This window comes from Microbispora hainanensis, from assembly GCF_036186745.1.
Lineage (GTDB): Bacteria > Actinomycetota > Actinomycetes > Streptosporangiales > Streptosporangiaceae > Microbispora.
The window spans coordinates 5987050-5999193 of sequence record NZ_CP108086.1; the positions used below are offsets into that span (position 1 = coordinate 5987050).

At 71.7% G+C, this 12144-nt stretch carries 13 protein-coding genes; 10 read left to right on the forward strand and 3 right to left on the reverse strand.

Annotated features, from left to right (window positions below; all coding sequences use genetic code 11):
• The first annotated feature begins 78 nt into the window (after positions 1–78).
• Complete coding sequence (locus tag OHB01_RS27640; RefSeq protein WP_142648788.1) at positions 79–846, forward strand: sulfite exporter TauE/SafE family protein; 768 nt, start codon at positions 79–81, stop codon at positions 844–846.
• Between the two features lie 94 nt (positions 847–940).
• On the opposite strand, the gene OHB01_RS27645 is transcribed toward OHB01_RS27640, so the two are convergent.
• Entirely contained in the window at positions 941–1966 is a 1026-nt protein-coding gene (locus OHB01_RS27645; protein ID WP_142648787.1) for a zinc-dependent alcohol dehydrogenase, read from the reverse strand.
• A 904-nt stretch (positions 1967–2870) separates the two neighbouring features.
• On the opposite strand from OHB01_RS27645, the gene OHB01_RS27650 reads away from it, so the two are divergent.
• The 4 genes from OHB01_RS27650 (at position 2871) to OHB01_RS27665 (ending at position 7842) form a co-directional block, all read left to right on the forward strand.
• Positions 2871–4190 (forward strand): sugar ABC transporter substrate-binding protein, encoded by a 1320-nt coding sequence (locus OHB01_RS27650; RefSeq protein WP_142648786.1) that lies wholly within the window; start codon positions 2871–2873, stop codon positions 4188–4190.
• Between the two features lie 458 nt (positions 4191–4648).
• Complete coding sequence (locus OHB01_RS27655) at positions 4649–5554, forward strand: carbohydrate ABC transporter permease (protein WP_260617333.1); 906 nt, start codon at positions 4649–4651, stop codon at positions 5552–5554.
• On the forward strand, positions 5547–6386 hold the full coding sequence (locus tag OHB01_RS27660) for a carbohydrate ABC transporter permease (protein WP_142648785.1): 840 nt from the start codon (positions 5547–5549) through the stop codon (positions 6384–6386). Before OHB01_RS27655 ends, OHB01_RS27660 begins: the two co-directional genes overlap by 8 nt.
• 85 nt (positions 6387–6471) lie before the next feature.
• Positions 6472–7842 carry a GH1 family beta-glucosidase gene (locus tag OHB01_RS27665; protein ID WP_142648784.1) on the forward strand — a complete coding sequence of 457 codons (1371 nt, stop codon included), beginning with the start codon at positions 6472–6474 and terminating at the stop codon, positions 7840–7842.
• Between the two features lie 22 nt (positions 7843–7864).
• Here the strand turns inward: OHB01_RS27665 and OHB01_RS27670 are convergent, their stop codons facing one another.
• A complete protein-coding gene (locus tag OHB01_RS27670; RefSeq protein ID WP_142648783.1) occupies positions 7865–8914 on the reverse strand; it encodes a LacI family DNA-binding transcriptional regulator in 1050 nt (349 codons plus the stop codon).
• 163 nt (positions 8915–9077) lie between these two features.
• Here OHB01_RS27670 and OHB01_RS27675 point away from each other — a divergent pair, with 163 nt between their 5' ends.
• From OHB01_RS27675 to OHB01_RS27685, 3 genes are all read left to right on the forward strand, one after another.
• Positions 9078–9329: a hypothetical protein gene (locus OHB01_RS27675; protein WP_142648782.1), complete on the forward strand. Its 252-nt coding sequence runs from the start codon at positions 9078–9080 to the stop codon at positions 9327–9329.
• A 70-nt stretch (positions 9330–9399) separates the two neighbouring features.
• Positions 9400–9843, forward strand: a complete 444-nt coding sequence (locus OHB01_RS27680) for a protein-tyrosine phosphatase family protein (RefSeq protein ID WP_142648781.1) — start codon at positions 9400–9402, stop codon at positions 9841–9843.
• A 68-nt stretch (positions 9844–9911) separates the two neighbouring features.
• Positions 9912–10664, forward strand: coding sequence for a sulfite exporter TauE/SafE family protein (locus tag OHB01_RS27685; protein WP_260617332.1), 753 nt, complete (start codon positions 9912–9914; stop codon positions 10662–10664).
• On the opposite strand, the gene OHB01_RS27690 is transcribed toward OHB01_RS27685, so the two are convergent.
• Positions 10649–10840: a hypothetical protein gene (locus OHB01_RS27690; RefSeq protein WP_142648780.1), complete on the reverse strand. Its 192-nt coding sequence runs from the start codon at positions 10838–10840 to the stop codon at positions 10649–10651. The two genes, OHB01_RS27685 and OHB01_RS27690, sit on opposite strands and share 16 nt — an antisense overlap.
• A gap of 32 nt (positions 10841–10872) precedes the next feature.
• Here OHB01_RS27690 and OHB01_RS27695 point away from each other — a divergent pair, with 32 nt between their 5' ends.
• Both OHB01_RS27695 and OHB01_RS27700 read left to right on the forward strand, forming a co-directional pair.
• Positions 10873–11565 carry a hypothetical protein gene (locus OHB01_RS27695; RefSeq protein ID WP_419197596.1) on the forward strand — a complete coding sequence of 231 codons (693 nt, stop codon included), beginning with the start codon at positions 10873–10875 and terminating at the stop codon, positions 11563–11565.
• A 152-nt stretch (positions 11566–11717) separates the two neighbouring features.
• Positions 11718–11927 carry a hypothetical protein gene (locus OHB01_RS27700; protein ID WP_142648778.1) on the forward strand — a complete coding sequence of 70 codons (210 nt, stop codon included), beginning with the start codon at positions 11718–11720 and terminating at the stop codon, positions 11925–11927.
• Positions 11928–12144: the final 217 nt, after the last annotated feature.

Below are 12144 nucleotides of genomic sequence, written 5' to 3' on the forward strand. Positions count from 1 at the left end.
CCACCCGGGCTGCCCGCCGCCCGATAGGCTCGCTCGTCGGATCCGTCAAATGGATACAAAAAGGGGGAATGGAGCCATATGGGTGCCGGACAGGTGGTGCTCCTGCTTCTCGCCGCCGTGGCCGCCGGATGGGTGGACGCCGTAGTGGGCGGGGGAGGACTGCTCCAGCTTCCGGTGCTGCTGCTGGCCGGTCTCACCCCGGTCCAGGCGCTGGCGACGAACAAGTCCGCCGCGATCTTCGGGACGGGTTCGGCCGCCATCACCTACGCGAGCAAGACGAAGCTCGACCGGGCGGTGGCGGTGCCGGCCGCGGCGCTCGCGGTCGCCTTCGCCGGCCTCGGCGCCGCCTCGGCGGCGCTGCTCGACGCGGACGTGCTGAAGCCGCTGGTGATGGTCGTGCTGCTCGGCGTGGGGGCGTTCGTGACGCTGCGGCCGGGGTTCGGCCGCCTGCCCCACCCGCAGTTGCGTACGGGTGCCCGGGTGGTGACGGGGGTCGCGGTCGCGGGCGTCGGCATCGCCTACTACGACGGCATCGTGGGGCCGGGCACCGGCACGTTCCTGCTCATCGCGTTCACCTCGATCCTCGGGATGGACTTCGTCCACGCGTCCGCCACGGCGAAGGTCGTCAACACCGGCACCAACCTCGGGGCGCTCGTCGTCTTCGCCGCGCAGGGCCACGTGGTGTGGGCGCTCGGCCTGGGGATGGCCGTCTGCAACATCGCCGGAGCGCAGATCGGCGCGCGCATGGCGCTCAACCGGGGAGCGGGGTTCGTCCGCGTCGTCCTGCTGTGCGTGGTTGCCGCCCTGGTCGCCAAGCTCGGGTACGACCAGTTCCTCAGTCGATGAGATCGCCCGACCTGCGAGCCGACGCGATCCCGCGTGTCGTCGCGGCAGCGTCGGCGTGACTGGCAACTCGACCGTGTCTGCCCGGTTTGCGGCGTCAGGGCGCGGCGGGCGTGGGTTCGACCACGACCTTGAGCCCGCGCCGGGACACGGCGGCTGAGAAGGCGTCCGGCGTCGCCGCGAGCGGGAAGCGGTCGGTGACCAGGGACGACACGTCCACGGACCCGTTCTCGACGAGGCGGATCGCCCGGGGATAGGTGAGGTTCATCCGCCGGACCAGCGCGAGCGTGAGGCCCTTGCGCCGGGCCAGCGACGCGGGGAACGACGTGCGGTCCTCGTCGGGGATGCCGGCCAGCACGACCCGGCCGCCGGGCCGCGCCGCGGTCATGGCCGTGCGCACCGCGTCGTCGTTGCCCGCCACCTCGAAGGCCACCCGTACGCCGAGGCCGTCGAGCCCGTCGCTATCGGTCCATGCGGCCGGTCCCGCGTCCTCCGGGGACAGGGCGTGGTCGGCGCCGAGCCGCAGGGCGGCCGCGCGGCGGTGCGGCAGGGGATCGACGGCGATCACGGTCGAGGCGCCGGTGAGCCGGGCGAGCTGGATGACCAGCAGCCCGATCGGCCCGCAGCCGACGACGGCGACGGGCGCCCCGAGCCCCACGTGTGCCAGATCCACGGCGTGGATCGCCACACCGAGCGGTTCGAGCATGGCCCCATCCGCGGCGGAGAGCGCGTCGGGCAGCGGGTGCAGCAGGTCGTCGGGCCAGGCGAGATACTCGCGCAGGCCGCCGTCGAGCGTGCCATGCCCGGCGAAGCGGACGTCCGGGCACAGGTTGCCATATCCCGTCGCGCACACCACGCACCGGCCGCAGGGGATGGCGGGATCGACCGCGACCCGCGTGCCGTGACGTGGGCCGCCCTCGATCACTCCGGCGATCTCGTGCCCCACGACGAGCGGATCGTCCAGCACCGCGTCGCCGATGCCGCCCTCGGAATACCAGTGCAGGTCGGAGCCGCACAGGCCGACGGCGGTGACCCGCACGAGGCTCTCGCCGGGCCCGGGCTGTGGGCGAGGTTCCTCGGACAGCCGGATGTCGCCCACCTTGTGCAGCCGGGCTGCCCTCACGGCCTGGTCCCTCGCGTCATCGCCGCTCCCCCTTGATCCGTCCGTTTTCTTGATCGTAACCCCGCGCCCGATCCGGACGTACGGCACCTGCCGCCGCCGGCTCGACGCATCGAGCCGGGTCACGTGTGCTGCGGACGGGCGCGTACGGCCGGGCGGGGCGGTGCTGCGGCCGGCGGCCGGGATGGCCGGGGACGTGCCCGGCGTGTGGTGGGGAAACGGCGGCCCCTCTTCGGTGGAGCTGCGGAGAGCTTCGAGCGGAGATGTGGGAACAGCGGGAACAGCGGGAACAGAGGGAACAGCGGGAACAGCGGGAACAGCGGGAACAGAGGGAACAGAGGGAACAGCGGGAACAGCGGGAACAGCGGGAACAGAGGGAACAGCGGGAACAGCGGGAACAGCGGGAACAGAGGGAACAGCGGGAACAGCGGACGGGAGAGCGCTTTCCCAGAGCGTGAAGCCTGACGGCCGCCCTGTCAAGGCCGGCGCTCAACACCGGGGAAACCTGCAGGTCATCTAGGAGAAACCGAACCGGGCCGGTCGGCCGTGCGGGTGCGGCGGAGGATCGCCCCTTGACACTCTCCGCCTTCCGCGACACTCTCCTGCTTGGAGAGCGCTCTCCAAGCCGACGGCGGTGAGGAGAGCCGGTGCTCGCCTGGCCGGCACCCCCTCACCTGGGACGACTCCCGCGGCGGCGGGGCCGTCCGCAGTGCTGCCGCAGGACCGCGCTGTGACGGCGCGCTGTTCGTCGGCACGCGTTGCCACGACGCGCGCAGTTCATCGGCGTGCGCTGTGACGGCTCGTGCCGTCCGGAACCGGGCCGTCACCGGCGTGAGGACTGTTCACCCCCCAGGCCGCCCCGCCCTCACGGGCGGGCGGTCGCACCGCAAGAGTGAGGACAACACCCGTGCGCAGACGCAAGCCATATCTCTTCGCCGTCACCGGAGCCCTCGTGCTCGCCGCGACGGCCTGCGGCGCCGACGACTCGTCGTCCACGGCCGGCTCGGCCGGTGGGAGCGCGGCCCAGACGATCACCTACTGGGCGTCCAACCAGGGCACCAGCCTGGAGAACGACAAGGAGGTGCTCACGCCCGAGCTGGACAGGTTCACCAAGGAGACCGGGATCAAGGTGAACCTGGAGGTCGTCCCGTGGGCCGACCTGCTCAACAGGATCCTCGCCGCGACCACGTCGGGCAAGGGCCCGGACGTCGTCAACATCGGCAACACCTGGTCGGCCTCGCTGCAGGCGACCGGGGCGTTCGTGCCCTGGGACGACGCACTGCTCAAGACGCTCGGCGGCAAGGAGCGCTTCCTCGGCCCCAGCCTCGCCGCGACCGGCGCCCCCGGCCAGCCGCCCACCGCCGTGCCGATCTACGGCATGACCTACGGCCTCTTCTACAACAAGAAGATGTTCAAGGAGGCCGGCATCGACAAGCCGCCGGCGACCTGGGACGAGCTGATCGCGGACGGCAAGAAGCTGACCAAGGACGGCAAGTGGGGCCTGGCGGTCGAGGGCGCGAGCGTCAGCGAGAACTCCCACCACGCCTTCATCTTCGGCCAGCAACACGGCGCGGAGCTGTTCGACGCCTCCGGCAAGCCGCAGTTCGACTCCGACCAGGAGGTCGCGGCCATCAAGCAGTACCTCGACCTGATGGCCGTCCACAAGATCGTCAACCCGAGCAACGCAGAGTATGCCAACGGCACCGAGGCGGTGCAGGACTTCGTCTCCGGCAAGGCCGGCATGCTGATGTGGCAGTCGATCGCCACCCAGCTCAAGCAGGCCGGCTGGACCGAGGACGACTACGGCCTTGCCCCGATCCCGCTGCCCGACCCGTCGCAGGGCGGCAAGCAGGTCAACGCGATGGTCGCCGGCATCAACCTCGCCGTGTTCAAGACGGCCGCCAACAAGGACGGGGCACTGAAGTTCGCCCAGTTCATGACGTCGAAGCAGACCCAGCAGAACCTCAACAAGGCGTACGGCTCGCTGCCGACCGTCACGGACGCCTACGACGACCCGGCGTTCGAGAGCGAGACGATCAAGACGTTCCAGCAGATCCTGTCCAGCACGGCCGCGCCGCTGCCGCAGGTGGCGCAGGAGAGCCAGTTCGAGACGCTCGTGGGCAACGCGATGAACCAGCTGTTCGCCGACGTCGCGAGCGGCAAGCCGGTCACCGCCGATGCCGTCAAGGCGAAGCTGACCGAGGCCGACCAGCAGATGGGCGGCTGAGCGGCCCGGTGACCCGGCGCCGGGCGGAGCCTCCGCCCGGCGCCCCGACGCAGACCCTCGACATCGAGAGGAAGTCCGTGACTCCTCCGTCCCCTGAAGAGGACGGCTTCTCGCTGTGCCCGGCCGAGGTGGCCGGGGCAGAAGACGGCCAAACCCTGACCGATGCCCCTGCCGGGCGCACCAGGACGGCATCGGGCGGCACGCGTTCCCCCCATGCGGAGCCCGCACCGGATCCGGCTGCGGTGTCCGCCATGTCGTCCGCCATGTCGTCCGCCATGTCGTCCATCACGTCGTCCATCACGTCGTCCACCGCGTCCCGGCCCGGCGCGGCACGCAGGCCCGCACCCCCGGAAAAGCCTTCGTCGCCACGAGGCTCCACGTCTCCGGAAACGCCTTCTTCTCCGGGGAGACCTCCGTCTCCCGGCGGCCGGAGGCGGGGGCTCGCGGACCGGGTGCCGGTGCGGGTGCGCCGCGCCGCCCTGCCCTACCTGCTGATCCTCCCGGCCGTGCTGCTCGAACTGCTCGTCCACCTCATTCCGATGCTGATCGGCATCGGGATGAGCTTCCTGAAGCTCACCCAGTTCTTCCTGCGCAACTGGTCGGCCGCGCCGTTCGCGGGGCTGGACAACTACAGCGTCGCCGTCGACTTCGACGGCGCGGTCGGCCGCTCGCTGCTGCACTCGTTCCTCGTCACCGTCGTGTTCACCCTGCTCACCGTCGGGCTGTCGTGGCTGCTCGGCATCTGCGGCGCGGTGCTCATGCAGGGCTCGTTCCGGGGCAGGGCCGTGCTGCGCGCGCTGTTCCTCGTGCCGTACGCCCTGCCGGTCTACGCCGGGGTGATCACCTGGAGCTTCCTGCTCCAGCGTGACTCGGGGCTGGTCAACCACGTGCTCGTCGACCAGCTGCACCTGTTCGGCGAGCGGCCGTTCTGGCTGATCGGGTCCAACAGCTTCTGGTCCCTCATCGTGGTCTGCGTCTGGCGGTCGTGGCCGTTCGCCTTCCTCGTGCTGATGGCCGGGCTGCAGAACATCCCCGGCGACCTGTACGAGGCGGCCGCGATCGACGGCGCGGGCTGGGGCCGGCGGCTGCGCGCGGTGACGCTGCCCATGCTGCGCCCCGTCAACCAGGTGCTCGTCCTGGTGCTGTTCCTGTGGACGTTCAACGACTTCAACACGCCGTACGTGCTGTTCGGCAAGTCGGCGCCGCACGAGGCGGACCTGATCTCGATCCACATCTACCAGAGCTCGTTCGTCACCTGGAACTTCGGCTCGGGATCGGCCATGTCGGTGCTGCTCCTGCTGTTCCTGCTGGTGGTGACCGCCGTGTATCTGGTGGCGACGTCCCGGAGGAGGAGCGATGCGTGACCCCCGCTGGCTGCCGTGGGCGCGGTGGGCCGGCCTCGGCCTGCTCGGCCTGTTCACCCTGACCCCGCTGTACGTGATGCTGACCTCGGCGATCAAGCCGCTGCAGGACGTGCAGGGGGACTTCCACTGGATCCCCACGACGATCACGCTGCGGCCGTTCTCCGACATGTGGCGGACGGTCCCGCTGGCGCGTTACTTCGCCAACAGCCTGATCGTGGCGTCGGTGGCCGCGCTGGTCTCGGTGCTCATCGCGATCTTCGCGGCGTACGCGATCAGCCGCTTCCGCTTCCCGGGACGCCGGATCTTCTCGGTCACCGTGCTGTCGACGCAGATGTTCCCCGGCATCCTCTTCCTGCTCCCGCTGTTCATGATCTACGTGAACCTCGGGACCGCGATCGGGGTCGAGCTGTACGCCAGCCGCACCGGGCTGATCATCACCTATCTGACGTTCTCGCTGCCGTTCTCGATCTGGATGCTGGCCGGATATTTCGACTCGATCCCGACGGCGCTGGACGAGGCCGCCCAGGTGGACGGCAGCGGCCCTATCGGGGCACTGCTGCGGGTCGTCCTGCCCGCCGCGACCCCCGGCATCGTGGCCGTCGCCATCTACGCCTTCATGACCGCCTGGGGAGAGGTGTTGTTCGCGTCGGTCATGACCGACGAGTCGAGCCGCACCCTCGCCGTCGGCCTCCAGGGGTACGCCACCGAGAACGACGTCTACTGGAACCAGATCATGGCGGCCTCCCTGGTCGTCAGCGTCCCCGTGGTGGCCGGGTTCCTGCTGCTGCAGCGCTACCTCGTGCAGGGGCTCACCGCGGGCGCCGTCAAGTGACCCTTCCGTGATCCATCACCCTCGAATCGACACCCCCGAATCGACACCCCCGAATCGATACCCCCGAATCAAGGAGAACCAGCGAATGGAGCCGCAGCGCGGCCATGTCCCCGATGTAACCGCTTTCACCGACTTCGTCTGGGGCGTCGCCACCTCGGCCTACCAGATCGAGGGCGCGACCCTCGAAGACGGCAGGCTGCCCTCGATCTGGGACACCTTCTGCGAGGTGCCCGGGGCGATCGACGGCGGCGACACCGGGAAGGTGGCCTGCGACCACTACCACCGGTGGCGTGAGGACGTCGGCCTGCTCGGACAGCTCGGCCTGGACGCCTACCGCTTCTCGGTGGCCTGGCCCCGCGTGGTGCCCGACGGCACGGGACCGGTCAACCCGCGCGGGCTCGCCTTCTACGACCGCCTCGTCGACGCCCTGCTCGACGCCGGCATCCGGCCGTTCGTGACCCTCTATCACTGGGACCTGCCCCAGGCGTTGCAGGACCGCGGCGGCTGGCCCGAGCGCGACACGGCCCAGCGCTTCGCCGACTACGCCGCCGTCGTGGCCGAACGGCTCGGCGACCGCGTCGCCGACTGGACGACGATCAACGAGCCGCTGTGCTGCTCCTGGCACGGCCACCTGGAGGGCTCCATGGCCCCCGGGGTGCGCGACCTGGAAGCGGCCGTCCGCACCTCCTATCACCTCCACCTCGGCCACGGCCTCGCGGTGCAGGCCGTACGGGCGGCGGCGCGGCTCACGCCGTCGATCGGGATCGTCAACAACCTCAGCCCGATCGACCCCGCGACCGACGGCGAGGAGGACCACGCCGCCGCGCGCCGCCTCGACGGGCACGTCAACCGCTGGTGGCTCGACCCGGTGACCGGCCGCGGCTACCCCGAGGACATGCTCGCGGTGTACGGCGTCGACCTGCCGATCCGGCCGGGCGACCTGGAGACGATCGCCGCGCCGCTCGACTACCTGGGCGTCAACTACTACTTCCGCCAGGTGGTGACGGCCGACCCCGAGGGGCCCGTGCCGTACGCGCGGCAGCTGGAGGTGCCGGGGGCGACGACCACGGCCATGGGCTGGGAGGTCGACGCGACCGGTCTGGAGCGTCTGCTGGTGCGCCTCGCCCGCGAGTACGCCGCGCCCCGGCTGTACGTCACCGAGAGCGGGTCCGCCTGGCGCGACACGGTCGGCCCCGACGGGACGGTGGACGACCCGGAGCGCCTGGCCTACCTGGAGGACCACATCGCGGCCTGCGGCCGGGCCATCGAACAGGGTGCGCCGGTGGCGGGCTACTTCGCGTGGTCGCTGCTGGACAACTTCGAGTGGGCGTACGGATACGACAAGCGGTTCGGCCTGGTGCACGTCGACTACGAGACGCAGGCGCGGACCGTGAAGGCGAGCGGCCACCGCTACGCCGAGATCGTCAAGGCGAGCAAGGGGCTGCGCGTGGCGTGACGGACGCGGCGCCGGTGGTCCGTCAGGCCGACTCGCGGACCACCAGCGTCGGCTGCACGATGACCGAGGTGACCTGGAAGTCCGGGTCCGCGACGTGCGCGAGCAGCAGGCGGGCCATCTCGGCGGCCATGTCCTCCATCGGCTGGCGCACGGTCGTCAGCGGCGGGCGGCAGGTCACCGCGGCGCTGTCGTCGAACCCGATGACGGCGACGTCCTCGGGCACCCGGCGCCCGAGGTCGCGCAGCGCGAGCAGCGCGCCCTGCGCCATGAGGTCGTTGGCGACGAAGACGCCGTCGATGTCCGGGTGCTCCTTGATGAGCCGGTGCATGCCGGCCTCTCCGCTCGCGGGCATGAAGTCGCCCTCCACGGCCGGCACGTACGGGTGGCCGTGCCCGGCCATGGCCTCCTGGAACCCTGACAACCGGTCCTGCGCGGCGGGCACGTCGAAGGGGCCGCTGATGGTGGCCACCCGGCGGCAGCCGCGCGCCACCAGCCGGTCGGCCGCGAGCGCCGCGCCGGCCCGGTGGGCGAGGTCGACGAAGCTGATCGGGATCGGCCGGGCGGGCCGCGCCCACAGCACGGCGGGCAGCGCGGCGTCCACCAGCAGCTTCGGCAGCGGGTCCTCCGCGTGCGTCGAGACGACCAGCGCGCCGTCGGCGCTGCCCTGCCGCAGGTAGGACACGACGTCGTCGCGGGTCTGCGCCGAGTCCGCGAGCATCAGCACCGGATGGATGCCCCGGGGCCGCAGATATCCCACCACGCCGCTGGCGACCCGGCCGAAGAACGGGTCGGCGAAGACGCGCGACTCGAACGGCTCGCCGCCCTTCGCGTCGCCCGCGCCCGACACGACCAGCGCGACCGCCCCCGTACGGCGGGTGACGAGCGAGCGGGCGGCCCGGTTCGGCACATAGCCGGTCGTCTCGATGGCGCGGTGCACCGCCTCCTGGATGTCCGGCGCGACGTTGCGGATCCCGTTGATCACACGCGAGACGGTCGCCCGGGAAACTCCCGCCACACGGGCGACATCCTCCAGCGTGGGGGCTCCCGACGTGCGCGGGAGATCGGTGCTCATGCAGCCATTTATAGCACGAGGTGGAGAGCGCTCTCCGGTTTCGCGCGGACGGCCGGACGGCGTTGGGGACGGGCCGGAATGGCATGATTCGGGCTGCGCCTGCGTGCCGCCGGAGCGGCCACGGGAACGCCACGGCGCGAGGCCGCCGTCACTCGGACGACATGTGAGGAAGGGCGTCTCTGATGCCCGACCACCTGGCCCTTCGGCCGTCACGGAAGCCGACCTGGACGCCTTCGACGCGGCCTTCCAGAGCGAGAGCGGCGCGACCCCGCACCAGTGGTTCGGATTCACTCCGACCATCGCGCTGCGCGAGGCGCTGCGCACGCGCGGGCTCCTGGCGGGAGCCGACAACATGCTCGCCGTCACGGTGGACGGCGAGCTCGCGGGGCGGGTCGAGTGGCTGGAGCGGCGCTGAGTTCGACCTCGCGTCCGGATGAGCCCGGAAATCGCCTGCAAGGCCGCCACCTCGGAGGGGAGGATGAGGCATGGCCATCGATGATCTTCCCGGCGCCATCCGGCTCCCGGACGGCACCCCGGTGCGGGGCCGCGGCTTGAGAAGGCCCACGCCGCCGGGCGCCCTGCCCGACCACGGTCTCTACCTGGGCGGCCGGCGGCTCAGGGACAAGCACGACCACGCCCTCACCTGGCCGCACGAGTGGATCGACTGGCCCGACTTCCTCCTGCCCCGCGACCACGAGCACGCGATCGGCCGCATCCGGGAGCTGCACGCGCACGCGCGGGCGGGCCGCCGGGTCGAGGTCGCCTGCGGCGGGGGAGTCGGGCGCACCGGCACCGTGATCGCGTGCCTGGCCGTCCTGTCGGGCCTGCCCGCCGACCGGGCCGTCGCCTGGGCCCGGGCCGAATATCACCCGCGGGCCGTGGAGACACCCTGGCAGCGCCGCTGGGTGCTGCGCTTTCCCGCCCTCTGACGGACGCCGGGCGCCGGGAGGAGGAGGCCGGTAGCGGTCGTCCGAAATCCGTATGGTTGGGTGCCTCTGTGCTTGTGGACGTGCTGGAGCTGGCCGGGATCGGCCTGGTCGCAGGAGTCGTCAGCACGGTCGTGAGCCTGGCCACGATCGTGTCGTACCCCGCGCTGCTGGCCTTCGGCCTGCCGCCGCTGGCCGCGAACGTCACCAACACGGTCGCGCTGCTTTTCACCGGCGTGGGAGCGGCGGCCGGGTCGAGGCCCGAGCTGGCAGGTCAGGGACGTCTCCTCGGCCGCCTCGGGCTCGCCGCCGGGCTGGGCGGCGCGGCCGGCGCCGGGCTGCTGCTGGTCACGCCGTCGCGGACGTTCGAGATGGTCGCCCCGTGGCTGATCGCGGGCGCCTCGCTGCTGCTGTTGCTGCGCCCGCAGCGTCCCGGGCAGGTGGGCCTCGGCGGGGAGAGCGGTCTGGCGCTGCGCGCGGGCGTCTTCTGCGTCGCCGTCTACACGGGCTACTTCGGCGCCGCGGGCGGGATCATCATGTTCGCCGTGCTCGCGGCGGCGCTCGACCGGCCGGCGGCGGGTGTCAACGCGGTGAAGAACATCGTCTCGGCGCTCGCCAACGCCGTCGCGGCCGTCTGGTTCGCCCTGCTCGGCCCGGTCGACTGGGCGGCGGTGGGCCCGCTGGCCGTGGGGTTCCTCGCGGGCGGCTGGCTCGGCCCGGCGGTCGCGCGCCGCCTGCCCGGCCAGACGCTGCGGATCGCCGCGGCCCTGTGCGGCCTCGCGGTCGCGGTCAAGCTCGGCGTCGACGCCTACCGCGGCGGCTGAGCGGCGATCCCGGTTTGCTCCGCCGCGGCGACGGCCTCGGCGTGCCGGGCACGCAGGCGCTCCCGGATCTCCTCCGGCGTGTACGCACGCCGCCGCCGCTCGGCCCGGGCGATCACGACACCGGTCGCCGCGACCCCCGCGAAGGCCGCCAGACCGAGTATCTTCCACCAGCGCATGTGCCTAGGCTACTGCCGTGGCTCATACGCGGATAAGTCTCGACAAAGCGCTCGAACTAGCCCGCACGGGCGACGTCTGGGTGTTCCGCGGACGCAGTGCACCGGACCGCGCCATCCAGGTCACCACCAACAGCCCGGTCAACCACGTCGGCATGGCCGTCGTCATCGAGGACCTGCCGCCGCTCATGTGGCACGCCGAGCTCGGCCGGTCGCTGCCCGACATGTGGTCGGGCACGCACCAGCGCGGCGTCCAGTTGCACGACCTGCGCGACGCGGTCCGCGTCTGGGCGGCCAGGTACGGCCAGCGCGCCTGGCTGCGGCAGCTCGAGCCGTCCGCCACGAGAGAGATGGAGGATGCCGTCCTGCGGACGATCGCGCGGCTGGACGGCACGCCGTTCCCGTCCACGGCCCGCCTGGCCGGGCGCTGGCTGCGCGGGCGGCTGCCCTCGCTGCGCCGCGCGGCGCGGATCGGCGCGGCGGAAGGTGCCCGTGGAGGTACGGAGGACGGCGCGGGGGAGGGCGCGATCGATCGTGCGCTGGAGACGGCCTACTGTGCCGAGGTCGTCGCCGTGACGTACGAGGCGATGGGCCTGCTGCCCGCCGACCGCCGTCCCAACTGGTATGACCCGGGGAGGTTCTGGAGCGGCGACAACCTGGCGCTGAGCGGGGGTCACCGGCTGGGCGGGGAGATCGCGGTCGACGTCCCCGGCGGCGAGGCGCCCTGACCGGTCATCGGCGAAACCGGTCTCACTACCGGCCGGTACGCACATGTTTCAAAGTTTTTCTCACAGCGGTCAACCTAGGGCCGTCGAGGCGCGTCAGGTGTAGGCACCGTTCGTCCAGACCCGGAGGGCAGAGCCCCATGCCTACTCCTGAGATGAGACGCGAGGATCTCGCCGGAACCACCGAGCGGGAGAGGCAGGCGCGTCTCGCACTCGACGCCCTACGCCGCCAGGGTCCAGAGGCGGTGCAGGAGGAGACGCTCCGCATGAAGTCCGAGCTGTTCCGGTTGTACGGCTGGGAGGGGTACCAGCGGGTCATCGCCAAGATGGAGAGCGACCTGGCGCGGCTGCACGAGTCACGCTGAGCGCCGCGGCGGCGGTCACCCCGAGGACACCCCGGTCAGCCGGGCGCGCGCCTCGGTGTGCATCACGCGCGTCTTCGGTTTGGTGTGCTGCTGAAAGTTGCAGGCACTCACTGAGGATCGCCCAGCTCACCGGGCCGACCCGCGAGCATGCCTTGACCGGGCCATCGCCCCGCGCCACGATCTGCGCGTCCCACGCCCGACCGTAAGCGCAGGGAGC